The organism is Adhaeribacter terreus, from assembly GCF_042657365.1.
Taxonomy (GTDB): domain Bacteria; phylum Bacteroidota; class Bacteroidia; order Cytophagales; family Hymenobacteraceae; genus Adhaeribacter_A; species Adhaeribacter_A terreus.
This window is the reverse complement of the sequence record NZ_JBHSKT010000002.1, coordinates 200154-225429: the sequence shown is the minus strand read 5'-3', so window position 1 is coordinate 225429 and position 25276 is coordinate 200154. Positions and strand designations below refer to the sequence as shown.

Annotated in this window: 17 protein-coding genes and 1 tRNA gene; 10 read left to right on the top strand and 8 right to left on the bottom strand. The window is 45.7% G+C overall.

Annotated elements, in window-relative coordinates:
• Nucleotides 1-154: 154 nt before the first annotated feature.
• The gene (locus tag ACFPIB_RS03885) at nt 155-466 is read left to right on the top strand and encodes a sll1863 family stress response protein (protein ID WP_378016117.1); all 312 of its coding nucleotides are present in this window, start codon (nt 155-157) and stop codon (nt 464-466) included.
• 301 nt (nt 467-767) lie between these two features.
• On the opposite strand, the gene ACFPIB_RS03880 is transcribed toward ACFPIB_RS03885, so the two are convergent.
• Nucleotides 768-1148 (bottom strand): hypothetical protein, encoded by a 381-nt coding sequence (locus ACFPIB_RS03880; RefSeq protein ID WP_378016116.1) that lies wholly within the window; start codon nt 1146-1148, stop codon nt 768-770.
• Nucleotides 1149-1291: 143 nt separating this feature from the next.
• The gene (paaN, locus tag ACFPIB_RS03875) at nt 1292-2962 is read right to left on the bottom strand and encodes a phenylacetic acid degradation protein PaaN (protein WP_378016115.1); all 1671 of its coding nucleotides are present in this window, start codon (nt 2960-2962) and stop codon (nt 1292-1294) included.
• Between the two features lie 225 nt (nt 2963-3187).
• Between paaN and ACFPIB_RS03870 the strand changes: the two genes are divergently transcribed.
• Nucleotides 3188-5956 carry a S8/S53 family peptidase gene (locus tag ACFPIB_RS03870; protein WP_378016114.1) on the top strand — a complete coding sequence of 923 codons (2769 nt, stop codon included), beginning with the start codon at nt 3188-3190 and terminating at the stop codon, nt 5954-5956.
• A 185-nt stretch (nt 5957-6141) separates the two neighbouring features.
• Here ACFPIB_RS03870 and ACFPIB_RS03865 read toward each other — a convergent pair whose 3' ends face one another.
• Entirely contained in the window at nt 6142-8418 is a 2277-nt protein-coding gene (locus tag ACFPIB_RS03865; protein ID WP_378016113.1) for an aconitate hydratase, read from the bottom strand.
• 250 nt (nt 8419-8668) lie between these two features.
• Between ACFPIB_RS03865 and ACFPIB_RS03860 the strand changes: the two genes are divergently transcribed.
• On the top strand, nt 8669-9802 hold the full coding sequence (locus ACFPIB_RS03860; protein ID WP_378016112.1) for an acyltransferase family protein: 1134 nt from the start codon (nt 8669-8671) through the stop codon (nt 9800-9802).
• Nucleotides 9803-9848: 46 nt separating this feature from the next.
• Entirely contained in the window at nt 9849-10985 is a 1137-nt protein-coding gene (locus ACFPIB_RS03855; RefSeq protein ID WP_378016111.1) for an acyltransferase family protein, read from the top strand.
• A 169-nt stretch (nt 10986-11154) separates the two neighbouring features.
• Here the strand turns inward: ACFPIB_RS03855 and ACFPIB_RS03850 are convergent, their stop codons facing one another.
• Nucleotides 11155-12135 carry a polyprenyl synthetase family protein gene (locus ACFPIB_RS03850; protein ID WP_378016110.1) on the bottom strand — a complete coding sequence of 327 codons (981 nt, stop codon included), beginning with the start codon at nt 12133-12135 and terminating at the stop codon, nt 11155-11157.
• Between the two features lie 101 nt (nt 12136-12236).
• Between ACFPIB_RS03850 and ACFPIB_RS03845 the strand changes: the two genes are divergently transcribed.
• Nucleotides 12237-13091, top strand: coding sequence for an alpha/beta hydrolase family protein (locus tag ACFPIB_RS03845; RefSeq protein WP_378016109.1), 855 nt, complete (start codon nt 12237-12239; stop codon nt 13089-13091).
• 2 nt (nt 13092-13093) lie between these two features.
• Nucleotides 13094-13594, top strand: a complete 501-nt coding sequence (gene folK / locus ACFPIB_RS03840; protein WP_378016108.1) for a 2-amino-4-hydroxy-6-hydroxymethyldihydropteridine diphosphokinase — start codon at nt 13094-13096, stop codon at nt 13592-13594.
• An 80-nt stretch (nt 13595-13674) separates the two neighbouring features.
• On the opposite strand, the gene fabD is transcribed toward folK, so the two are convergent.
• The 3 genes from fabD to ACFPIB_RS03825 form a co-directional block, all read right to left on the bottom strand.
• Nucleotides 13675-14574 carry an ACP S-malonyltransferase gene (gene fabD, locus ACFPIB_RS03835; RefSeq protein WP_378016107.1) on the bottom strand — a complete coding sequence of 300 codons (900 nt, stop codon included), beginning with the start codon at nt 14572-14574 and terminating at the stop codon, nt 13675-13677.
• A 439-nt stretch (nt 14575-15013) separates the two neighbouring features.
• Entirely contained in the window at nt 15014-17653 is a 2640-nt protein-coding gene (locus ACFPIB_RS03830; protein WP_378016106.1) for a valine--tRNA ligase, read from the bottom strand.
• A gap of 842 nt (nt 17654-18495) precedes the next feature.
• The gene (locus ACFPIB_RS03825) at nt 18496-18843 is read right to left on the bottom strand and encodes a 4Fe-4S binding protein (protein WP_378016105.1); all 348 of its coding nucleotides are present in this window, start codon (nt 18841-18843) and stop codon (nt 18496-18498) included.
• A 199-nt stretch (nt 18844-19042) separates the two neighbouring features.
• Here ACFPIB_RS03825 and ACFPIB_RS03820 point away from each other — a divergent pair, with 199 nt between their 5' ends.
• Nucleotides 19043-20053: an acyl-CoA reductase gene (locus tag ACFPIB_RS03820; protein WP_378016104.1), complete on the top strand. Its 1011-nt coding sequence runs from the start codon at nt 19043-19045 to the stop codon at nt 20051-20053.
• 145 nt (nt 20054-20198) lie between these two features.
• On the opposite strand, the gene ACFPIB_RS03815 is transcribed toward ACFPIB_RS03820, so the two are convergent.
• On the bottom strand, nt 20199-22400 hold the full coding sequence (locus tag ACFPIB_RS03815) for a RelA/SpoT family protein (protein ID WP_378016103.1): 2202 nt from the start codon (nt 22398-22400) through the stop codon (nt 20199-20201).
• A gap of 372 nt (nt 22401-22772) precedes the next feature.
• Between ACFPIB_RS03815 and ACFPIB_RS03810 the strand changes: the two genes are divergently transcribed.
• The 3 genes from ACFPIB_RS03810 (at nt 22773) to ACFPIB_RS03800 (ending at nt 25091) form a co-directional block, all read left to right on the top strand.
• A tRNA-Leu gene (locus tag ACFPIB_RS03810) sits at nt 22773-22854 on the top strand.
• Between the two features lie 89 nt (nt 22855-22943).
• A complete protein-coding gene (tig, locus tag ACFPIB_RS03805) occupies nt 22944-24269 on the top strand; it encodes a trigger factor (protein ID WP_378016102.1) in 1326 nt (441 codons plus the stop codon).
• A gap of 123 nt (nt 24270-24392) precedes the next feature.
• Nucleotides 24393-25091 carry a ClpP family protease gene (locus tag ACFPIB_RS03800; RefSeq protein ID WP_378016101.1) on the top strand — a complete coding sequence of 233 codons (699 nt, stop codon included), beginning with the start codon at nt 24393-24395 and terminating at the stop codon, nt 25089-25091.
• Nucleotides 25092-25276 lie beyond the last annotated feature (185 nt).

The window sequence follows — 25276 nt, the reverse complement described above, 5'->3', positions numbered from 1 at the left end:
AATGCAGGCGTTAAATTGAAAAGGAAAACACTAAACCAAGGATGTTAGCTTAAAATAGTGCTGCTTGCTATATCTTTTTCGGGCATTTGGCAGTATTAAAATTCTAAAGCAAAAACGGTATCGTTTTAGCGCTGAAAACTAAACCCTAACCGCAATGGATACTTACAACCTGAAACCCGAAAACATGCGTGCTCCGGCCCATTTATCTGAAACTGAGATCAAGAAAAGCCTGGAGGAACTCGACAATAAAATTAAAACCTTGAAAGCCAAAGTACAGGCTACCACGGCAGATTCGAACCATACCTACCACGAACATATTACCGCCCTGGAAGCCAAACGCGCCCTAATTGCCGAAAAGCTGAATTCGCCGGAAACCAAAACCCAAAGCGCCTGGGATGAGATCAAAAAGAAAATCGATAATTTGGGTGATGATCTGCGCGGTTTGATTGCCGGCGGGAAAATGTAAATTTCGTTGATTGTTGATTGATTGAAAAATAAAAACCCGGTCTGTGGAACAGCCGGGTTTTTCGGTTTGGAAGAATAGCGTTTCTGGGTGTTAAAATCCCTTTCCTTGGTCTGTGGCGCACAGACCAAAGCAGTAGCGTAAAAATTAGCAGGAACTTTTAACGGCAGCAGGTTGGTCTGTGCGCCACAGATCAAGGATAAGACCTCGTAACACATTTTTACTTTCTGGTTGCAGTATTTATGCGGACACCTAAACTTTGGAACATGGTATTAACTACTGTGTCCCTAAATACAAGTCTGTTTTAAGTTAAACTATCAATATATATTTTTCCGGAAGGGAAAAAATTGGAGGTACTATCATATTTACTGAAAATGATCTTGTTGCCCTCTAAGGCATAATTGTAAGTCATAGAGAAATAGCCGGAAGGAGCATAGATGTTCGCTAATGACTCCTTAAAAGTCATATCAGGCTGAAAATTAAATAAGATCTCATCCTGATAGGGATAATTTTGCGAGAAATTGGTTGGAAAAGCAGGCTCCATTTGGGGATAAGTAAAAATACCTTCTTTACGGTATTGAGCCTTCCACTCTCCCACAACGGATGGGCCATCCGGTTCTGGATCTTTCTTCTTGCAGGAAATACTTAAAAAGATTAGTATTGATAATAGGGATGTTATTTTCATTGCCCTTAGTTTTTCTCGAAATATTATTGATAAATAACATTATAAAAATATCAATTACAAATTTTTAGCTCAACAACGAAAAACCCCGAAGCTTATGCTTCAGGGTTTTTCTATTAAAAACGCTATGGTTTTAAGCTCAAAAACTACCCAACGATCGGCTCCCGGAAACCAACCCAGGTAAAGCGTTTGATCACGAATTCAGGATTCGTGAAAGAAGCATTACCAGCCGGGTTTCCGCCCGTAACGTGGAAATCGGAGAAACCGGCGTTCTGGTTCACGTAAATACCGCCGGTTAAATTGAAGCTAACCGGAGTTCCGGCCAAGCTCATTTCATCCATAATTTTTTCTTTTACGGCAGCATCTGTCGTGTACGCGCCGCAGGAAATTGCCCCGTGCTCCATCGCCATTTCTTTGGCCAGGGCAATGCTTTCGTCGGTGTTTTTGGTTTTGATCAAAAGCACGATCGGGCCGAAAAGTTCTTTGCTGTACACTTCCTTGTCTTCGGCATTCACCTCGTAAATTACCGGGCTGCAGGTACGTGCCTCGTGGAACATCGGGTTCTGGATCTGGCAGGAATCTAAAACGCTTTTGCCTTTCATAGCTGCCATATCTTTCACGCGGTCAGAAGTGGCCACGTTTTGAATGGCGCCGAGCACGTGCGGACCAGCTTTCGGGTTATTTACCAGGCCGGTTACGGCTTCGGCAAGTTTCTGCGCTACGGTTTCGTAAGGCACGTTTTCGCCGTTTACCATTACGCCGGTTTCCGGAATAAAGAAGTTCTGCGGCGCGGTACACATCTGGCCCGAATATAAAGTAACAGAAAACGCTAAGTTCTGCGCTACTTTATCCAGGTCGGTCATAGAATCTAAAATAATGGAATTTACGCCGGCTTTTTCGGTGAAAACCGTTTTGCCTGGCAAGCTTTCCACATAGTTACCAAAAGTAGTTCCGCCGGTATAATCGATCAGTTTCACTTTCGGGTTTTCAGCCAGTTCTTTGGTGATTAAATGATCTTCCGCATCTACGGCTAACTGGCAGATATTCGGATCAAAACCATTTTCCTGCAGCACTTTCTGAACTTCGGCAATTACAATGGCAATTGGTAAAACTGCTTTCGGGTGCGGCTTGATAATTACCGGGTTGCCAGTTACCAGACTCGCGTACATGCCCGGCACCGTATTCCAGGTCGGGAAGGTAGAGCAGCCAATTACCAGGGAAATTCCTTTCGGAACGGCTACCCAGATCTTGTTCAGTTTCAGGTTGTATTTACCCATCGGTTTTTCCCATTCGGTCTGGTTCGGGAAACGGGTTTGTTCCTCGAAACCGGCTGCAAGGGCTTCCAACGCGCGGTCGGCAGCGTGCGGGCCCGAAGCCTGGAACGACATCATATAAGCCTGGCCGGTGGTGTGCATGGTAGCGTAAGCAATGTCGAAGAAACGGCTTTTCAAACGCTCCAAAGATTCTACTAAAACCGCAGCCCGGTCGGTCGGCGATACTTTACGCCACTGGTGAAACGCATTTTCAGCACGGCTGATCAGGGTTTCGGTCGAGAAATACGGGTATTTTACGCCCAGTTTTTCCTGCGTATAAGGCGAATCTTCCTGGCCAACCCATTTCTCCGGGTTTTCCTGCAGCAACTCCGCAAAGTTGTTGTTCAAATAGGTTTTGTATTTATCGCGGCCTTCTTTATCAGCCGTTTCACCGTAAATTTCCGGCGACGGATTTTCCGGGTATAACGTAAAGAATTTGCGTTCGTGCAAAGCTTTGATCGCGGCATCGAGCGCAGACTGGTGTTTTTCTTTCAGGTTGGTCATGTTGCTATTGAAGAACAGAAATGATTTCGGGTGTTGTTAAGCAATTTAATTACTAACTTGCTCCAGAATAGAAATTCTGAAACCTAAAATTAAGGCATTAGTATTAAACTTACCACCCCTTACCAGATTTTTACCGATCTTTATTTACTCAACTGAAATTAAAGCTTTTCTAAACCGATTTTCAATTCCGTTTTTATGCAACGTTTTTACTTTTTGCTGCTTTTTTTGCTACCATTTTTTAGCATAAAAACAGTTCTGGGCCAAAATCCGGCGCCGGTTAAATCCATTCCCGGCAAACTGGTTTTTAAGCTGAAGCCCGAATATAAAACTTACGCCAAAGGCAACACCATTCAATTAAGTGCTTTAAACCAAGCACTTGCTACTATAAAAGCCGGCAGCGTACAACAGAAATACCCGAAAGCAACCTTGCCGGCCGATAAACCCGGAGCTGTAGACCTGACGCTGATCTACGAAGTAAAACTGGATAAAAATGCTTCGCTGGTAAACGCTAAGAAAATGCTGCTTAAAACTGGTGTATTGGCTTATGCCGAAACGCTGAATGCTTTAGAACCGCTTTTCCAGACCAACGACCCGCTCTCCGATTCTACTGCAACTGTAAAGCAATACCATTTAAAGAATATTAAAGCTTACCGCGGCTGGGATTTTGAACAAGGAGATACTTCCATTGTGATCGGGATTCTGGATACAGGCATCCGGTATTCGCACAAAGATCTGAAAGGCAACCTGAAATACAATTACGCTGATCCAATTGATGGAATTGATAACGATCAGGATGGCTACGTAGATAATTTCCGGGGCTGGGACATGGCTGATAACGATAACAATGCTACCGCTGATGCCAGCGGCCATGGCGTGGGAGTTACCGGTGTGGCTTCTGCCGTTACGCAGAATAATAAAGGCGTTGCAGGTGTTGGTTTCAAAAGTAAATTCCTGCCTATCAAAATTTACCCGACCACTCCTACCGGCACTTTTGCCGGTTACGAAGCCATTGTTTTTGCTGCCGACCATGGTTGCGATGTGATCAACCTTTCGTGGGGCGGCGTTTATCCGCCTTCGCTCTATGAACAGGACGTAATAAATTATGCGGCAATCAATAAAAACCGGGTGGTAATTGCTGCCGCCGGAAATAATAGCGCGAAACTGGATTTCTACCCGGCATCTTATAAAAACGTGCTTTCGGTGGGTACTACGGATCAACAGAATATCAAAGCCCTGACTTTTGGGCATAAAGTAGATGTTGTGGCACCCGGATTAGGAATTTTAACCACCTCTAACAACCACGACAGCGCCTACGTGCAGGGAAATGGATCGTCTTATGCCTGCCCGATGGTGGCTGGAACAGCGGCGCTGGTCAAAAAGAAATTCCCGCAGTTTAATGCGCTGCAAATAGCGGAACAGATCCGCACTACTGCCGATGCCGATATTTACAGTTTACCCGCAAATGCTGCTTTCACCGGACAATTAGGCCACGGTTTGCTGGATGTAGCCAAAGCGTTAAGCACAATCAATGCCAAATCGGTGCGCTATACGGAGATAAATACTAATAAAAAAGGCGTACATCACCCCGGCGACACCTTGTATTTAACGGTAGAGTTTAAAAATTACCTGGCGCCGCTTGCTAACCTGGATGTAGTGGTAAGTTCCTCCTCCCAATATTTAACCGTGTTTCAGGGAAATTTTCCGGCTGGTGCTATGGCAACTTTGAGCAGTAAAACTACTACTATTCCTTTCAGCTTTGTTTTAGCCGCCAATACGCCGGTAAACGAAAAAATTGCGATCCGCTTCGATTATACCGATGGTACTTACACCGATTCCGAATATTATGAAATGTTCCTGAACCCGGATTTTGTAACCATCGATATAAATGAAGTAGACGTTACAGTTACCAGCCGCGGCAATATTGGTTACAACGATATGAACCCGGAACAGGGAAATGGCGTGCGTTACAAACTGCAGAATTTACTGGCTGAAGGCGGCTTTATGGTAGGAACTTCCCCAACCAAGGTTTCCGATAATGTGCGCAATGAGAACTTCGACCCGGATGGAGATTTCTATTCTTTGAACAACGTTCATTTTGTAAATGCGCTACCACGTGCCGATCAGATGGCCGAAGGCATGATGCAGGATTCCTTTCCGCAACGCGTTACTACTGTTGGTGTGAAAGTGTTTTATAAAGGGCTGGCCTGGGAAAATGCACCAAATGATAAATTCGTGATCATGGAATACCAGGTAATAAACCAGAGCACCGACACGCTGCAAAACCTGTATGCTGGTATGTATGCCGACTGGGATATTATTGACGCTGCGCGCAACGTAGCCGCCTGGGATTCGGTGAACAAAATGGGGTACGCACATCATATAACCAAAACCACGCATTTTGCCGGCATAAAATTAATTACGCCGGGCGCCCCATCGTTCTATGCTTTTGATTTTGCGACGCCACCAGCCGGTACCATCGATATTTCGAATGGTTTTACCAACGCCGAAAAATACCAGGCTTTGGCGGGAGGTGTTGCACGCAAAACGGCTGGCACGCTGGCTTCCGGTAACGATGTTTCGTTTGTGATCGGGGAAAAATTACCGGACCTCGCTCCTGCCGATACCGCTATTATTGCCCTCGCAATTTTAGCCGGCGACAGTTTAGCCGATCTGCAGGCAAGCGCACAAGCCGCTCAACTGCAATATTATGCTAAACCAAATACCGGCATAAAACCTGGCTTTGTAACGCCACCCATCAAAGTTTATCCAAACCCGGCTTCCGATCTTTTGCAGCTTGAATTGCCAGCGCACTTTTCTAAAACCGAAACGCACCTGGAACTTATAAATACTGTAGGAAAATCGGTAGCTTTTAAAACCCTAAAACCCGGATCGAAATCTACTTTAAATGTTTCGGGGCTTGCTACTGGTTTATATGTGCTGAAAGTCCGGAATAACGGGATGATACAAACGCAGAAAATTCAGATAGTGCGATAATTGCTGAAACTCTTTATAAATGAAAAGCGCAACTTGAACCGGTTGCGCTTTTTTTTCGCCTTTGGAGTTTTTCACCTCAAAAGCATAGCGTTTTCAATTTAACCTTTGTAATTCAGAACCCTGAAAAGCAAAAAAACCTGGCTGTTTCCAGCCAGGTTTTTTCGTTAAAAAGGATACCGTTTTGCTTATGCGGTGGCGCCTTGCAAACGAATCAGGTTCAGAGCAGAACCGGCTTTGAACCAGGCGATCTGACCTTCGTTGTAAGTATGGTTCACTTCGAAAGAATCGGTAGAGCCATCGGCGTGGTGTAATACAACTTTCAGCGCTTTACCCGGCTGGAAATCGGTTAAACCAACAATATCGATGGTATCGTCTTCCTGGATCTTGTTGTAATCTTCCTTGTTGGCAAACGTAAGCCCCAGCATACCTTGCTTTTTCAGGTTGGTTTCGTGAATACGGGCAAACGATTTTACCAGTACCGCGCGAACGCCTAAGTGACGTGGCTCCATAGCAGCGTGCTCTCTTGAAGAACCTTCGCCGTAGTTTTCGTCGCCAACTACTACCGAACCGATACCGGCAGCTTTGTAAGTACGGGCAACTGCAGGAACTTCTGCATATGGTGTGCCGCTTACCAGCTGGTTTTTCACTTTGTTTGCTTCGCCATTGAATGCGTTGATCGCACCGATGAGCATGTTGTTGGAAATATTATCCAGGTGACCACGGTATTTCAACCACGGGCCAGCCATAGAAATATGGTCAGTAGTACACTTGCCTTGCGCTTTGATAAGCAGACGCATGCCGGTCAGATCCTGGCCATTCCAAGGCTGGAAACCTTCCAGTAATTGCAGACGGTCAGAAGCAGGATCTACGATCACGCTCACCTGGCTACCATCGGCGGCCGGAGCTACGAAACCTGCATCTTCTACCGCAAAACCTTTAACCGGCATTTCTACGCCTTGTGGTTCATCCAGCATTACGTCTTCGCCGTTCTTGTTTTTCAGCGTATCAGTAAGCGGGTTGAAAGTAAGATCGCCGGCAATAGCAAACGCCGTTACAATTTCCGGAGAAGCCACGAAAGCGTGCGTGTTCGGGTTGCCATCGTTACGCTTCGCGAAGTTACGGTTAAAAGAAGTAATGATAGAGTTACGACGTTTCGGATCGTCGGTGTGACGTGCCCACTGGCCGATGCATGGTCCGCAAGCGTTGGCTAAAACTACACCACCCATTTCGGCAAATGTATCTAATAAACCATCGCGCTCTACGGTGTAACGAACCAATTCAGAACCTGGCGTAACCGTAAATTCAGCATTTACCATTAAGCCTTTGTCAGTAGCTTGTTTAGCTACGGAAGCCGCACGGGTAATGTCTTCGTAAGAAGAGTTGGTGCACGAACCGATCAGACCTACTTCCAGTTTAGCAGGCCACTCGTGCGAACGAACTGCAGCAGCAAACTGGGAAATCGGCCACGCAGCATCTGGTGTGAAAGGACCGTTTACGTGCGGCTCTAAGGTATTTAGATCAATCTCGATCAGTTGGTCATAATAAGAAGCCGGATCTGCGTAAACGGCATCGTCAGCGCGTAAATGTTCGGCAACCTGGTCGGCTAAAGCAGCAATTTCAGCGCGCTCGGTTCCGTTCAGATAATCTTTCATTTTAGTATCGTAAGCGAACAACGACGTAGTAGCGCCAATTTCGGCACCCATGTTACAGATCGTTGCTTTACCCGTACAAGAAAGATTGTTGGCGCCTTCGCCGAAATATTCTACAATAGCGCCGGTTCCGCCTTTCACGGTCAGAATACCAGCCACTTTCAGGATTACGTCTTTGGCAGAAGTCCAGCCGCTCATTTTGCCGGTCAGTTTCACACCAATTACTTTCGGGAATTTCAATTCCCAGGCCATACCTGCCATTACGTCTACCGCATCGGCGCCACCAACCCCAATCGCAACCATACCCAGACCACCAGCATTTGGTGTATGTGAGTCGGTTCCGATCATCATACCACCCGGGAATGCGTAGTTTTCAAGCACAACCTGGTGAATGATACCAGCGCCTGGCTTCCAGAAACCGATGCCGTATTTGTTAGAAACTGAAGCTAAGAAATCGTAAACTTCTTTGTTTTCAGTATTTGCGATCTGAAGATCCTGCTCGGCACCAATTTTAGCCTGAATTAAGTGGTCGCAGTGTACGGTAGAAGGAACGGCAACCTTGGCTTTACCAGCCTGCATGAACTGCAACAAGGCCATCTGGGCAGTAGCATCCTGCATGGCAACGCGGTCCGGAGCGAAATCTACGTATGAATTTCCTCTTTCGAAGGCTTGCGTTGCTTTACCATCAAATAAATGGGAGTATAAAATTTTCTCAGTCATGGTAAGCGGACGACCTACAATTGTACGTGCCGCTGCGATTTTATCGCCCATGCCGGCGTAAACCGCCTTGATCATGTCTAAATCGAATGCCATTTTTGTATATTCGGGTTTATAGTTAATTTTCTATCTATTAATTGCAAATGTAAGGAATATGTGCTTTTATTAACAAAATTTTAAGTATAACGAAAGTTGTTTAAAACTATTCTAATTAAGCACCCTCCTTCCGGCACTTTTCAGGCCTGAAATGCTACCGTTTTAACCGCTCCGACAGAAAAAAGTTGAAATACCATTGCTTCCTGTTAAATTGCTGGTTATTACACCCCGATTCAGATTTTTTTTCACGTTGGCTTTTCCTGCAAATTCTCATGTAAACCAGCCTGGCGGCTATTTCCCGGCGCTTACGGGCGTAAGGGCGGTGGCGGCCTGCATGATCTTTGCGCAACACTACCGGCCTAAAGCGGGGCAACTTCCCGAGATACTTGACCTGATATTATACACGTTTCACGTGGCTTTACCGGCATTTTTTGTGCTTAGCGGTTTCCTGATCACATATCGGTATGAAACGGCATTTCAGAACAGCACCATACGTTTCAGCAAATATATGTTCCTGCGGTTTGCCCGTATTTACCCGCTTTACCTGACGCTAATTATTATAGTATTGATCTGGCAAAGGAATGATTCGGCGTGGGAGTGGTTTTTAAACCTGACCTTGTTAAAGAGCTTTTTCGATGCGGAAAAATTTACCGGTATTGCTCAGGCCTGGTCTATTACCGTGGAAGAAGTTTTTTACGTTAGCGCTCCCCTGCTTTTCCTGGGCTTCCGGAAACTCAGTGTGGTTATGGTATTTTTAATTTTACTGTTTGGAATAGGCCTGGTAATGCTATCGCAAAAGGCAGGCGGATTATCTTTCATGAATAATTTCCCTTTCATGATGGAATATACTTTTTTTGGAAGGTGCTTCGAATTTTACTGCGGTTACTGGCTTGCTGTTTATTTGAAAAACAATCCGGATATGGATAAAAAAAGCAGTTTTTTCACAATAATTGGTGTATTATCTGCTTTGGCAGCTTTTAGCCTGGTCGCTTTTGCCCATACCCAAAAATTTACATTTCCATTTCCAGCCACCCCCGAAAACCTTGCTAATAACTTTGTTTTACCAATTGGCATTGCGCTTCTATTTTTTGGATTAGTTACAGAAAAAACCTTGCTCAGCCGGTTTTTGAGTTTAAATCCGGTGCAGATTTTTGGCAAAAGTTCCTACGCATTTTACCTTATTCATGCCGGCGTATTTTACAAATTCATCTACTTCAATATTACCACCAATAAACTCTTTTCATTCCTGCTCATAAGCACAGCGGCGGTTGCTATTTTCCTGTTTTTCGAAGAACCGGCAAACCAATACCTCAGAAGGAAATTCGATGCCCGGGAATTGCGAAAAAAGATGAAACAGCCCGACTTTTTGCAGCAAAAAGCATAGCGTTTTTAAACTACAATTCACTTTTTAAGCCAATAAACCTACCGTTTTGAATTCCACCACGCCGTCCCTGATGCAACAGCAAACCGCTTATTTCCCGGCTTTAACGGGCGTGCGGGCATTGGCGGCTTATCTGGTTTATGTACATCATGTAAGGCAAGACAGCTGGAATTTACCCGAACTTGCGGAAAAACTGGTAACTGGTGGAGGCGCAGGCGTAACGATCTTTTTCGTGCTAAGCGGATTTTTAATTGCGTATCGGTATGAAGCAGTTTTACAGCAAAAAACCATAGCGTTCGGTAGTTACATGCTGCGTCGGTTTGCCCGCATTTACCCGCTTTACCTGGTGCTTTCGGTTTTTATGCTGCTGTGGCAGAAGAATTATTCGGGTTGGGAATGGTTTCTAAACCTGAGTTTGCTGAAAGCCTTCTTTGAAAATGAGAAATATACCGGCATTCTGCAAGGCTGGTCGTTGACGGTGGAAGAAAGTTTTTACCTGCTGGCTCCACTACTTTTTCTGGCTTTCAGAAGAATTGGGTTCATTACAATTATTTTGCTTCTTGGTCTAGGCTGTATATTCGTTTTTCTGGCAAAACAAGCTGGTACAACATCATTTTTGAGTAGTTATGAACTCATGTTAGGCTGGTCGATCTTTGGCAGAGCTTTTGAATTTTATTACGGCTACCTGCTCTCGAAACGTTTAAAATCTGAGGAAAACCATGAAAGAAAAGGCAGCAAATTTACCTGGCTGGGAAGTCTGGGAATAATTACCGGATTAATAATTATCGGTTATGCTATCGGGCAGCAATTTATTTTTGAATTTCCGTTTTCCCCTTTCCTGTTATTCAATAATTTCATTTTCCCGATCGCTATAACCTGTTGGTTTTACGGCTTGCTTACTGAACGAACTTTGTTCAGCAAACTGTTGAGCTCAAAATTATTTCAGGTGCTTGGCAAAAGTTCTTATGCCTTTTATCTAATTCATTTGGGATGGTTTTTCGAAGCGTTTTACTTTCACGTACATGCCAGCCGTATTTCAGCTTTCTTTTTTCTGATAGCTTGTTCCATTGCTATTTACTACTTCTTCGAAGAACCGGTAAATCAATACATCCGAAGAAAATTCGATGCCAGGGACTTGCGAAAAAAACTCAGCCAACAACCCGACTTTTCAGAGCAAAAAGTATAGCGTTTCTGATCTCGGATGAAGCGGATCAATGGATTTCGTGGAAATTTAGCTTACCAAAAAGAGAAACTGCAAGCAGAACTTATAGCTTCTAGTAGTTAGTTTTCAACTAGAAAAGCATAACGTTTCCGCCCCAAAACGGTAGGGATGTAAGCCAAAAAACTCAGGAGTTTTACTTTTCGCGCTCGATGGTGTAGGCCAGGAGTTGTTCAAGGGAAGTCCGGGATGGCGAGGGTTCGAAGGTGCGCAGGATTTCCAGGGCTTCGCGGTGGAACTGGGTCATGCGTTCGATGGCGTAGTTTAGGCCGCCGCTGCTTTTCACGAAATCAATAACCTGCTGCACGCGGTCGTTTTTGCCGTTGTTGTTCTTTACCAGGTAGATCATTTTGCGCTTGGTGAGCCAATCGGTGTTTTGCAGAGCGTAGATCAGCGGCAAGGTCATTTTCTTTTCCTTGATGTCGATGCCAACGGGTTTGCCGATTTCGGCGGTGCCGTAGTCGAAAAGATCGTCTTTTATCTGGAAGGCAATGCCTACCTTTTCGCCGAACAAACGCGCTTTTTCAATTACTTCTGCCGAAGAATTTACGGAAGCGGCGCCAACGGCACAGCAGGAAGCAATGAGCGAAGCGGTTTTCTGACGGATGATATCGAAATAAACTTCTTCGGTAATATCCAGACGACGGGCTTTTTCAATTTGCAGCAGTTCGCCTTCACTCATTTCGCGCACGGCATTGCTTACCAGTTTCAGCAAGTCAAAATCGTTGTTTTCGAGCGAAAGCAAAAGGCCTTTGGAAAGCAGGTAATCGCCAACTAAAACGGCAATTTTGTTTTTCCAGAGCGCATTTACCGAGAAAAAGCCGCGACGGTAATTGGCATCATCCACCACATCGTCGTGCACCAAAGTAGCAGTATGCAGCAGTTCAATTAAAGCGGCGCCGCGGTAAGTGGCATCGGTAATTTCGCCGTGGCGGCAGAGTTTGGCGGTGAAGAAAACGAACATGGGCCGCATTTGCTTGCCTTTGCGCTTTACAATGTAACTCATGATCTTATCGAGCAAGAGTACGCGGCTTTGCATGGAACTGCGGAATTTCTTCTCAAACAATTCCATTTCGGCGGCAATGGGGGCCTGGATCTGGTTTAAACTGATCTTCATTTTCTTGGTAGCACAATATTACCACGGTTCCGTATTTATTCCAAACGGGCGCTTGTAAAACCCGGATTATTTCTCTTATTTCCACCCTACATTCTACCCTTATGGCTCCGCTTCACAAACATTCGCTTGTTTTGCACCCTCCGCACGGCCGCCGGTACTCCGCCGATGCCCGTTTTCTTTCTGATGGCAAACCCAAACCGGTCGTCGTTTTTGTGCATGGTTTTAAAGGTTTCAAAGACTGGGGCTGCTGGAATTTAGTGGCTGATACTTTTGCCGGGCAAGGTTTTGCGTTCATCAAAATGAATTTTTCGCACAACGGCACTTCTCCCGAAGATGACTCGGACCTGCACGACCTGGAAGCGTTCGGGAACAACAATTTTTCGCTGGAAATGGAAGACGTGGATACGCTTTTGAATTTTCTGGAAAGTGATGCCTGTTCGTTCAGAAATGAGCTCGATCTGGATAAAACAGGCATCATCGGGCATAGTCGCGGGGGCGGATTGGTGTTGCTGAAAGCGGCCGAAGATGTGCGCATAAAAGCCGTAACAACCTGGGCCAGCGTATGCGATATGAACCCGGGCTGGGGCGAAGATATTCTGAAAAAATGGGAAGCTGAAGGCGTTTTGTATAACCTTAATGGCCGCACCAACGTGCAAATGCCGCTCAAATACCAGCTTTACGAAGATTACGTGGCCAACGGCGATCGTTACAACGTAAGCTTGGCCGCCAGTAAACTGCAACAGCCGCTTTTAATTGTGCACGGTTCCGAAGACGAAGTTTTGCCGCTGGCCTGCGCCGAACAACTGCACCGCGAACAACCAAATTCCGAATTGTTTGTAGTAGAAAATGCCGATCATAGTTTCGGAGCTTGCCACCCTTACGATAAACCCGAAATGCCCGCAGATCTGCAAAAAGTGGTTGCAAAAACGATAGCCTTTTTCCGCGAAAACATATAGCCATGACCAACGCATTCTTACTTTTAGGCAGCAACATCGGCGACCGCCTGGCTTTCCTGGATCTGGCTATTTCTTCGCTGAAAAAAAGCGCAGGCGAGATCAAAAATCTTTCGTCGGTTTACGAAACGGCGGCCTGGGGAAATACGGAACAACAGGCTTTTCTGAACCAGGTTTTAGAACTGCAGACTTCCCTCCTGCCCGAGCAACTTTTAGCGCAAATTTACCAGATAGAAAAAGCCGCCGGCCGCATCAGAACCGAACATTGGGGACCGCGCGAGCTCGATATTGACATTCTGTTTTTTGGCGACCAACGGGTGAACTTGCCAAACCTTTCGGTGCCGCACCCGCAACTTCATTTGCGCCGGTTCACGCTGCTGCCTTTAGCCGAAATTGCGCCCGATCTGGTGCATCCTACACTTCGTAAATCAGTTTACGAACTCCTGCAATCCTGCCCCGATAAATTGGAAGCCCATCTTTATCATCACGGCAGAATTGACCTGTAATGCAACGTAACTAAAAAAAAGCCGCCCGAAAAAATTTCCGGGCGGCTTTACTTTTTTAGCTTAAAATGCTACCATTTTTATTACGAAGCGGTTGGAGCCGGAACTACCGCCGAAGCAACTTCCGATTCTTTGTTGATCTTTTTTACCAAGCCTTGCAGCACTTTTCCCGGTCCGCATTCAATGAACAACGAAGCGCCGTCGGCAACCATTTGTTGCACAGATTGCGTCCAGAGAACCGGAGCCGTAAGTTGTTTTACCAGGTTTTCCTGAATTACTTCAGAATCTATGTGCGGACGGGCATCTACGTTCTGGTAAACCGGGCAAATGGCTTTGTTGAATTCGGTATTTTCGATGGCCAACGCTAATTCCTGTTCGGCGCTTTTCATTAATGGCGAATGGAACGCACCACCAACCGGCAGAATTAAAGCACGTTTGGCACCGGCTGCTTTCATCAATTCGCAGGCAATTTCAACGCCTTTAATAGAGCCGGAAATTACCAATTGGCCCGGGCAGTTAAAGTTTGCGGCAACCACAATTTCGCCTTCAATAGAAGCACAAATATCCACTACTTTTTCATCATCCAGACCTAAAATTGCAGCCATGGTAGAAGGTTGCAGTTCGCAGGCTTTTTGCATGGCCAGCGCACGTTGCGAAACCAGTTTCAGGGCATCTTCAAACTTCAGCACTTTATTGGCAACCAAAGCCGAGAATTCACCTAAAGAATGACCGGCTACCATATCGGGTTTGAAATCCGGCATAACGGCAGCCTGAATTACGGAGTGCAGAAAAATGGCCGGCTGGGTTACTTTGGTTTGCTTCAGTTCTTCGTCGGTGCCGCTGAACATGAGGTCGGTGATGCGGAAACCCAGAATTTCGTTGGCCTGTTCGAACATGTCTTTAGCCAGCGAAAAATTATCGTAAAGGTCTTTGCCCATGCCCACGAACTGCGCCCCCTGGCCCGGAAAAATATATGCTTTCATACAAAAAGGTTAATGTCGGTTTCAGATTTTTGGCCCGAAAGATACAGCATAATTCTGAAAAAGCGGGAATCCGATTGGTAAACAACTGTGATTTTGAAGGTTTTGACTTTTTTGGGGTGAAAGCATAGCGTTTTTTGGCAGCAACTTTAACTGGCGCAAGTGTGAAGCGAAAGCGTCACTTGTGACTTTAAGACAAAAGCAAGTCTCCAGACTTGCGTGTGCATGAATATGAAATCTGGTTCACGGAAGTCTGGAGACTTCCAAGGTGTAAAAGACACAAGTGACACTTTCGCTTCACACTTGCGCCAGTTGATTTTTTTTGACTTTTTGATGCCAAAACCATAGCGTTTTTAAACAAAAAACCTCACAGGTCTTGGAGACCTGTGAGGTTTAAAAATATTAGCAGCTTCGACTTTTTGAGCCGAAAACTATATCGTTTTTAAACCAATGAAGCTAAGCTTTGCTCCAGAGCTTTGATCTTGGCTTCGGCGTCGGCTTTTTTCTGGTATTCTTTTTCCAGCACAATGGCTGGCGCACCGTTTACGAAACGCTCGTTGCTCAGTTTTTTGCTAACTGCATCGAGGAAACCTTTGGCGTATTCCAGCTCTTTTTCCAGACGATCTTTTTCGGCAGCCAGGTCAATATTGCCTTCCATCGGCACGAAAAACTCATCCGGACCTTCTACAAAACTGATGGCATTTTCCAGAGAATCTTCGCTGTAATTTACTGTTTCGAGGTTGGCCAGTTTAGTGATGATGCTTACAAAACCTTCGTAGTAGTGCGCAGATTGGGTTTTAATGTGCAGCGGCAAAGCTTTATTGTTCGGAATATTTTTCTGGTTCCGGATGTTTCTGATGCCGGCTACTACGTCTAACACGCGGTCCATTTTTTCGAGCAGAATTACGTCTACTTTGCCAACTTTCGGCCATGGTGCTACGATTAAGCAATCTTTTATCGGGCGCTCTTTTAATTCGTGCCAGATCTCTTCGGTAATGAACGGCATGAACGGGTGCAACGCTTTCAGGATATTCTCCATGAAATTGTGCGTGGCTTTCAGCGTGTGCGGGTCGATCGGTTGCTGGTAGGCCGGCTTGATCATTTCTAAATATGAAGAACAGAAATCGTCCCAAACCAGTTTGTAAACCGTCATGAGCGCATCCGACATCCGGAATTTCTCGAAATGTTCTTCCATCTGGCTCAGGCCCTGGTTGAATTTCGCTTCGAACCAGGCAATGGCGGTTTCGTTCGGGTTTTCCAGCGTTTGGTCAACTTCCCAGCTGCTGATTAAACGGAACGCATTCCAGATCTTGTTGCTGAAGTTACGGCCTTGTTCGCAAAGTTTTTCATCGAACAACAAGTCGTTTCCGGCCGGTGAACTGTAAAGCATACCCGTACGCACGCCGTCGGCGCCGTATTTTTCGATCAGGTCCAACGGATCGGGTGAGTTGCCCAATGATTTCGACATTTTGCGGCCCTGCGCATCGCGTACGATACCGGTTAAATACACGTTTTTGAACGGCATTTCCTTGCGGTATTCGTAACCAGCCATGATCATGCGCGCCACCCAGAAAAACAGGATTTCCGGAGCAGTTACGAGGTCGTTGGTCGGGTAATAATAATTAATATCCTTGTTGTCCGGATCTTTGAAACCATCGAAAACGGAGATCGGCCACAGCCACGACGAGAACCAGGTATCCAGAACGTCTTCATCCTGACGTAGATCGGCTTCGGTTAAGTCCGGATTTTCGGTTTGCGTATGGGCCAGATCCAAGGCTTCGGAAATATTCTGGGCTACTACAAACGTGCCATCCGGTAAATAATAAGCCGGAATCCGTTGTCCCCACCACAGCTGCCGGGAAATACACCAGTCGCGCACGTTTTCCATCCAGGAACGGTACATGTTCTTGAATTTCGGCGGGTGCAGTTTGATGTCGTCGTTCATTACGGCATCAAGCGCAGGTTTTGCCATAGCGTCCATTTTCACCCACCATTGCATAGAAAGTTTCGGCTCAATTACGGCGCCGGTTCTTTCGGAAGTTTGCAGAATGCTTGGATATTCTTTTACATCGGCCAGTAATTCAGCTTCCTGCAGATCTTTTACGATATTCCGGCGCGCGGCAAAACGGTCCTGACCAACGTAGAGCACGGCTTTTTCATTCAGCGTTCCGTTGTCGTTCAGAATATCGATTACCGGCAGGTTGTGGCGCTGCCCCAGTTCGTAGTCATTCAGATCGTGCGCAGGAGTTACTTTCAAACAGCCCGTTCCGAAATCCATGCTTACGTAATCGTCGGCAATGATCGGGATGGCGCGGTTCAGCAACGGGATCATTACTTTGCGGCCGATCAGGTATTTGTAGCGTTCGTCGTTCGGGTTCACGGCTACGGCTACGTCGGCCATAATGGTTTCCGGGCGCGACGTGGCAACGGTAATATAATCGGCGCCCATGGTCTGCGATGGTCCTTCGAGGAAATAGCGCAGGTGGTACATTTTGGCTACGGTTTCCTTCGGAATTACTTCTTCATCGGAAATAGCAGTAAGGCCCATTGGGTCCCAGTTTACCATGCGCACGCCGCGGTACACTTTATTTTTGCGGTAAAGATCTACGAAAACCTTAATTACAGCATCGGTCAGGTCGGGCTCCATGGTGAAACGGGTGCGGTCCCAATCGCAGGAAGCGCCGAGTTTTTTGAGCTGATCGAGGATGATTCCGCCGTATTTCGTTTTCCATTCCCAGGCATATTCCAGGAATTCTTCGCGGGTGAGGTCGGTTTTAGCAATGCCTTTTTCTTTGAGCATAGCCACTACGCGGGCTTCTGTTGCAATAGAAGCGTGGTCGGTGCCGGGAACCCAGCACGCTTCTTTACCCTGCATGCGCGCGCGGCGAACAAGAATATCCTGAATGGTATTATTGAGCATGTGGCCCATATGGAGTACACCGGTTACGTTTGGCGGCGGAATTACTACAGTATATGGCTGCTTGCGCGGATTGGGTTTGGAACGGAAAAAGCCGTTTTCCATCCAGGTTTTATACCACTTCTCTTCGGTTTCTTTGGGGTTATAGGTTTTGGCTATCGACATCTGTTTTGCAATTTGAAGATTTGGAAATCTGAAGATCTGAAAAAGAGAGTCTTCTTATTCCGGGTTCATACCGGCTAAACCGGCGGTTTTCTGTAAAAAGCAAAATTAGGGATTTTTTCAGATGTAGCGGAAGGGATTTTGTTTCAAGGTGTTTTTTGATCGAAAAGCATAGCGTTTTTGGTCATTCTGAGCGCTAGTCGAGGAAACTTATGAAACCGCATTTCTGAGTTTTTCTGCTTGAAAACATACCGTTTTTTCTATCATTTCGACGTGAAGAGAGATCTCGTCAAGTTGGTAGAAATTCTTGCTATTGACTTTTTTGGCTGAAAAGCATACCATTTCTGTCATCCTGAGCACAATTGAGCGCGGGAGCGCGAAGATTGCGAGCGTAGCTCTGAAGGACCTCGTTGGCGGGCAGCAGTTTTTCAACTAAAAGTGCTAGCGTTTTTTGAAACGCCATTTCTGCTAAAAGGCTGACTTTAAACTTTCATCGGCAATTTTCTCCCTCAAGCCGGGCGGGCTTCGTTTCTGCGTTCGCGTCTCACCCTTTCCTTTGCTTGCGCAATTTTGCTAAAGCAAAAGTCGGAAAGTGCGGAGGCCGCTCTCACAGAAACTGGGATCATTTCCCTCCGTAGTCTGCTTCTTTTTAGTTTAGCTTTCTTTGGTAACGTGATTTTCGTGCTGCGCTGCGCTGGCGATAGGCGTGAAAATTCTAATAAATTGCTTTTTGTGTGTTTTGAAATTTTGAATTCCGGATTTTGCTTAAAAACGGCATGCTTTTAAATGAAGAAACCCGCCGGAGCGGGTTTCTACTTAAAGAAATTTTCAACTATTTCAACGAATTAACTGGCGTGTAACCAGGTTTGTTTTGCGGCCAGCTCTTCCTGGGTTTCGCGGTAATCCGGGTCGTCTACACAGCAATCTACCGGGCAAACGGCGGCGCACTGCGGCTCTTCGTGGAAACCTACGCACTCGGTGCATTTATCGGAAACGATGTAGTAGAATTCTTCCGAAATAGGGGTTTGCGGGGCTTTGCCATCTATTACTTCGCCGCCGTCAATTTCTACTTCGGTTAAGCTTGTTCCGCCGCCCCATGTCCACTTGGCACCACCTTCGTAAATGGCGGTGTTCGGGCATTCCGGTTCGCAGGCGCCACAGTTAATACACTCATCTGTGATCATTATCGCCATAATCGTATCTCCTGTTTTATATTTTTAAAGTTTATTATCCGTAATTTCGCGGCGCAAAAGTAGGAACAATCTCCTACGTAATCAAATTTCGGGAGTTATTATTCCCGCGAAAATGACTTTTATCATCATTTTCAGTACCATTTTTAACCGGAGCTGCGAAAAACAATTTTCAAATCTCCCTATCTTCAAATCAGAAAATATGACCTTAGAGAACCGGATCGAAGCTTTTGCAAAATTAGGCCAACGCTTAAAAAGCCTTTCGCCAGACGAACTGCAATACCTGGCTTCCCGTGCACGGAACGCCAATTCCTGGTTCGATCTGCCCAACGTAACCGCTGCTTTTCAGGGCATTGCCAATCTGCTGGAAGAACAGTATCTCCACGAGTGGCTTTTCGTGTACGATTTTCCGCAGACTTCGCCGAGAAAAGTAGGTATTGTAATGGCTGGTAACATTCCGCTGGTTGGTTTTCACGATCTGCTGAGCGTATTGATCTCCGGGCACCATGCTTTGGTAAAAACCAGCTCCGACGATCCGCATTTGGTAAAATTTGTGGTAGATGAACTGCTGAAAATTGAGCCGCGGTTTGGCTATTACATTACGTTTGCCGATCTGCTGAAGGAATCGGAAGCCATCATTGCTACGGGTTCGGACAATACAGCGCGTTATTTTGAATATTATTTTGCCAGCCGCCCGCACATCATCCGCAAGAACCGCAGCAGCGTGGCCATTTTAAGCGGCTTTGAAACCGAAGAAGAACTGCACCAGCTTGGCCAGGATATTTTCCAGTATTATGGTTTGGGCTGCCGCAACATTTCCAAGTTTTTTGTGCCCGAAGGCTACCGTTTTGATAAATTTTTTGAGAGCATTGAAAGCTACAAAACCGTTTTAGACCACCACCGCTACCAGAATAATTACGACTACAACAAATCTATTCTGCTGGTGAACGGCGTGCCGCATTTCGATAATGGCTTCCTGCTTTTAACCGAAAATCCACAACCGGTCTCCCCTATTTCGGTTATTCATTACGAAACCTTTAATGGCCTGCCCGATCTTTACCGAAAAATGACGGAAGCGGAACATAAAACGCAATGCGTGGTTTCTTCTGCGGGCTGGTACCCGAAAAGTTTTTCGTTTGGTCAAGCCCAATGCCCGATGGTTTGGGATTATGCCGATGGTGTAGATACACTGGCTTTCCTGGCGACTTTATAAGCAGTTTTTTACCTGAAACTGCTACCGTTTTAAAGCAAAAAAGTCTGGTTGTAGAGCCAGACTTTTTTTGTGGTTTTGGGTAGCGTTTTTTTTAAATGTATTTTATTTCGTAGCGTAGGGTTTAAACCCTACGTTACGAAATATTCTAATCAAACCTTTCTACCAGCAACACGCCGTTCACTTTGCTTAACCGTTGAATGAGTTTATCTAAATGCGCGGTATCGTTCACGAAAACCATGATGTTACCTTCAAAGAAACCGTCTTCGGAATCGATGGTGATGGAGCGCATGTTCACTTTCAGGGAGTTGGAAATGATGCGGGTTACGTCGTTTACCAGACCTACGCGATCGGAACCTTTTATGCGGATACCAGCCAGAAACGCAAGTTCCTGCTGATCGGTCCACTTGGTTTTTACAATGCGGTTTCCGTGGTTAGCCAGTAGTTCTATTGCAACCGGGCACGACGTACGGTGAATGATAATTCCTTCTTCTTCCGTCTGAAAGCCAAACACATCGTCGCCGGGAATCGGGTTGCAGCAGGTGGCAATTTTATAATCGAACCGGGAGGTATTTTCCCCGATCACGAGCATATCGGTGTTCAGGCCGCGCGCTTTCTGTACTTCCAGTTCAAATTGTTTGGGTTCCAGTTTATTAGAAACGGCTTTGGAAGCTTCGCTTTGCGGATCGAAAATATCTTCCTTAATTTCATTCAGATCCAATTTATCTGTAGCCGCACGGTAATAAAGCTCCGGTAAACTATGCACGTTGAAATGGATCAGCAGACGGTTCAGGTTGTGATGATTGCTTTCAATGCCGAGCTTGGCCAACTGGCTTTCTACCAGAATATGTCCTTCTTCGGCGCGGATCTTTTTCTCGTCGCGGAGGAAGTCTTTTATTTTAGCGCGGGCCTTGGAAGTAGAAACAAAATTCAGCCATTCATCAGCCGGTTTTTGTTTCATTGAAGTCAGAATTTCTACCTGGTCGCCGTTTTTGAGGCGGTAACTGAGCGGCACAAGTTTCTGGTTCACCTTCGCGCCCAAACATTGCAAACCGATTTGGGTATGAATTTCAAAGGCAAAATCCAGCGTGGTAGATTTATCGGGCAGAATGATCAGGTCACCTTTCGGGGTAAACACGAAAACTTCTTCCACGAACAGGTTTTTCCGGAACTCGTCCATGAATTCCAGCGCGTTCGAGTCGTTGGTTTCGAGCATTTCCCGCACCTTGTTGATCCATTGCTCCAAAGCACTTTCAGATGTACTCGGACCGCCGGCTTTGTATTTCCAATGCGCAGCGTAACCTTTTTCGGCAATTTCGTCCATGCGTTTGCTCCGGATCTGCACTTCTACCCACTGCCCGGTTTTGCTCATTACAGTAGTGTGCAAACTTTCGTAGCCGTTGGCTTTTGGCGTACTCACCCAGTCGCGCAGGCGGTCGGGGTTGGGCTGGTAATGGTCCGTTACGATGGAATAAACCTGCCAGCAGGCGGCTTTTTCGTTTTCGTGCGGCACATTCAGAATAATTCTGATCGCAAAAAGATCGTAAATTTCATCGAAGGTGATGTTTTGCTTTTTGATCTTTTTCAGAATGGAATAAATGGATTTCGGGCGGCCTTTTATCTCAAAATCGAAACCGTGCTTGTGTAGTTCTTCCTCAATAGGCAACGTAAAATCGCGGATGAATTTGGTACGGGAACTGCGGGTTTGCCGGATCTTGTTCGAAATATCTTTATACGTTTCGGTATCGGTGTATTTCAGGTATAGATCTTCGAGCTCAGATTTTATGGCATACAGACCCAAACGGTGGGCCAGCGGCGCGTACAGATACATGGTTTCCGAAGCAATTTTGAGCTGCTTGTCGCGCGGCATGCTGTCCAGGGTTCGCATGTTGTGCAAACGGTCGGCTATTTTGATCAGAATTACGCGTACGTCGTCGGAAAGCGTGAGCAGCATTTTCCGGAAGTTCTCGGCTTGCTGCGAAGTGCCGTAATCGAAAACGCCGGAAATTTTAGTTAAGCCTTCTACAATTTTGGCAACCTTCGGCCCGAACTCGCGCTCAATGTCGGAGATTTCCATTTCGGTATCTTCCACCACGTCGTGCAGCAGCGCAGCCACAATGCCGGTTGGGCCCAGACCAATTTCTTCCACTACGATCTGCGCCACGGCAAGCGGGTGCAGAATATAAGGCTCGCCCGATTTGCGGCGCATGTCTTTATGCGCTTCTACGGAGGTATTAAAAGCTTTTTTAATGAGCTTGGCGTCGTTGCCTTTCAGGAAAGGTTTGGCGTATTTTAAAATCCGGCGGTAATGGCGCAGAATTTCCTTGCGTTCAGCTTCAGGATCGATCATTCCTAAATATAAGTATTCGGTTCTGCTTACGCAGAATTGGTTCGGGGAAAATAATTCGGTAAAGATATCAGGTTATACGCGAGTTTTTATGAAAAAAGGGATACTGTTTTTTTGGAAGATGGGAAATTCTGCTGGCAACCCTCAGCTAAAGCAGACGGCAATGAATAAAATGGTATATAATTCAAATTAAAAACTCAAATAGATATATTCTGTAGGGACAGGGCTTGACCTGTCCCTACATTTTAATATGCTCGTTTTAAACCGCTTACCAAAACGACGTCATTTTTATAGAAAAAACTTGAGAAACGGTATTGCATAGAAAAAAAATCTGTTTTACCTTTGCATCGCTTTCAAAGGAAAAGCAGAATACCCGCGGATGTGGCGAAATTGGTAGACGCACTAGACTTAGGATCTAGCGCTGCGAGGCATGGGGGTTCGAGTCCCTCCATCCGCACATTGAAAGAAACCCTCAACAGCCCCGGTTGTTGAGGGTTTTTAAATTTTAACCCGAAATTAGTTTTAAACTTAAAATAATTTTCAGCCTTGGATATTACATTAGAAAAACAAAACCCGACCAGCGCCCGTTTGCGCGTGAAACTTGCTGAAGCCGATTACGCTCCGGGCGTAGAAGCACAGGTAAAAGAATACAGCAAAAAAGCGCAGATCAAAGGTTTCCGTCCGGGCAAAGTGCCGGCTGGCATGATCCGCAAAATGTATGGCAAAAGCCTGCTGGTAGATGCGATCAATAAATTGCTGCACGAATCTGTAAACAACTACATTAAAGAAAACAAGATCAAGATTTTAGGCGAGCCGCTTCCGGAACGCGTAGAAAATATTGACTGGGATACTCAGAAAGAATTCGATTTTTCTTACGAACTGGGTCTATTGCCGGAATTTGAACTGAACTTAGGCGAAACTGCTTCTGTAGAAGGTTACAAAGTAGAAGTTGATGACGAAACCATTAACGAAGCTTATGAGCACATGCAGCGCCAGTTCGGCAAAACCGAAAACCCGGAAACTTCTGAAGCCAACGATTATATTTTCGGTGAACTGAAGCAACTGGATGGCGATTTCAAAACCACTACCCTGCTGCCTTTAAACAAACTGAAAGCAAACCAGGACCTTTTCATCGGTAAGAAAAAAGACGATGTAATTACGTTCAACCTGATGGAAGCTTTCGGTGACGATGTGAACGCAGTTGCAAACGTAACCGGTGCCGGCAAAGAAAAAGCGGCTGAACTGAAAGGTAATTTCGAATTCAAAGTAGACAATATTTCCCGCACTGAAGCTGCTCCGATCGACCAGGATTTCTTCGACAAAATTTTCGGTAAAGAAGCCGTAAAAAGCCGTGAAGAGTTCGATGCGAAAGTGAAAGAAACTATCGAAGAGAATTACAAAGCAGAAGCCGAGAAAGTATTGAACCACAAAATTGTGGACAAACTGGTGAACGAAACCCAGATCGAAGTTCCGCGTGAGTTCATGAAAAAATGGTTACTGACCGCTAACGAAGGTAAACTGACCGCTGAGCAGATCGAAGAGAACATTGAGAACTACGAGAAAGAACTGAAGTGGTCGATGATCCGCAACAAAGTTGTTGAAGAGAACGGTCTGAAAGTTACCAACGAAGAAGTTGTGAACCGCACCAAAGAGAAAATGCTGGCGCAGTTCAACATGCCGGAAGTTTCGGAAGAAATGATGGAGAGCATGAACCAGTTCGCGGATTCTTACCTGCGTCAGGACAACGGTAAAAACTACATGAACGAATACGAAGCCATTTTGGCAGAAAAAGTGATCGAAGCGCTGAAGGAAAAAATGACAGTAGTAGAAAAAACTGTAACGGCCGAAGAGTTCCGTAACATGAGTTTCTAAGCTGTTTTACATAGCGTTTTAAGAAAAAGTCCGGCTGACAAGGCCGGACTTTTTTTATTTTCGCACGATTTGTGTAACCTTGTTTCTATAAAAAGGTAAACGCAAAAAACTCAAAAATACGATATGATGAACAGAGACGAATTCCGCAAGTTTGCCGTGAAAGGCCAGGGCTTGAGCGGACTCGGTGTAGATCAATATTTGCACCACGTAGAAAGCCAGACGCTGCACAGCATTAACAATATGACCCGTTCGGTAATTGAAGAGCGCCCAACGAATTTCCGTGAGATCGACGTTTTCTCCCGTTTGATCATGGACCGCATAATTTTCCTGGGCACGCAGGTAGACGATTTTATTGCCAATATCATTACCGCGCAGCTGCTTTTCCTGGAATCGGCGGACGCAAAAAAAGATATTCTGCTTTATATTAATTCGCCGGGCGGTTCGGTTTACGCCGGTTTAGGCATTTACGACACCATGCAATACGTGGGTCCGGATGTGGCTACGATCTGTACTGGTCTGGCTGCTTCGATGGGTGCCGTTTTATTATGCGGTGGCGCGGCCGGTAAACGTTCTGCTTTGCCTCACTCCCGCGTAATGATCCACCAGCCAATGGGCGGTACGCAAGGCCAGGCTTCAGATATTGAAATTACGGCGCGTGAAATTCTGAAACTGAAGAAGGAATTGTATGACATTATTGCGCACCACAGCGGTAAAACCTACCAGGAAGTGCACGATAATTCTGACCGTGATTACTGGATGCGCGCCGACGAAGCCAAAGAATATGGTTTGATCGATGAGGTTCTGGTAAGACCAGCGAAGTAATTTGTTGATTGTTGATTGATTTGAAAAGCCCGGTGGAAGAAATTCTATCGGGCTTTTTTGATTGAAAACCATAGCGTTTTCAGGGCAGTTTTTTTTTACAACTGCCTTGTAAACAACTGAAAATAAAAAAAGTCGGAAACCTTTTGATGATCTCCGACTTTTTTGGCTTAAAAGGATAGCGTTTT

Coding starts and splice junctions, on each gene's coding strand:
- ACFPIB_RS03885 (WP_378016117.1), top strand. CDS start 155: ATGGATACTTACAACCTGAAACCCGAAAACATGCGTGCTCCGGCCCAT.
- ACFPIB_RS03880 (WP_378016116.1), bottom strand. CDS start 1,148: ATGAAAATAACATCCCTATTATCAATACTAATCTTTTTAAGTATTTCC.
- paaN (WP_378016115.1), bottom strand. CDS start 2,962: ATGACCAACCTGAAAGAAAAACACCAGTCTGCGCTCGATGCCGCGATC.
- ACFPIB_RS03865 (WP_378016113.1), bottom strand. CDS start 8,418: ATGGCATTCGATTTAGACATGATCAAGGCGGTTTACGCCGGCATGGGC.
- ACFPIB_RS03850 (WP_378016110.1), bottom strand. CDS start 12,135: ATGAAGATCAGTTTAAACCAGATCCAGGCCCCCATTGCCGCCGAAATG.
- ACFPIB_RS03845 (WP_378016109.1), top strand. CDS start 12,237: ATGGCTCCGCTTCACAAACATTCGCTTGTTTTGCACCCTCCGCACGGC.
- folK (WP_378016108.1), top strand. CDS start 13,094: ATGACCAACGCATTCTTACTTTTAGGCAGCAACATCGGCGACCGCCTG.
- fabD (WP_378016107.1), bottom strand. CDS start 14,574: ATGAAAGCATATATTTTTCCGGGCCAGGGGGCGCAGTTCGTGGGCATG.
- ACFPIB_RS03830 (WP_378016106.1), bottom strand. CDS start 17,653: ATGTCGATAGCCAAAACCTATAACCCCAAAGAAACCGAAGAGAAGTGG.
- ACFPIB_RS03825 (WP_378016105.1), bottom strand. CDS start 18,843: ATGGCGATAATGATCACAGATGAGTGTATTAACTGTGGCGCCTGCGAA.
- ACFPIB_RS03820 (WP_378016104.1), top strand. CDS start 19,043: ATGACCTTAGAGAACCGGATCGAAGCTTTTGCAAAATTAGGCCAACGC.
- ACFPIB_RS03815 (WP_378016103.1), bottom strand. CDS start 22,400: ATGATCGATCCTGAAGCTGAACGCAAGGAAATTCTGCGCCATTACCGC.
- ACFPIB_RS03800 (WP_378016101.1), top strand. CDS start 24,393: ATGATGAACAGAGACGAATTCCGCAAGTTTGCCGTGAAAGGCCAGGGC.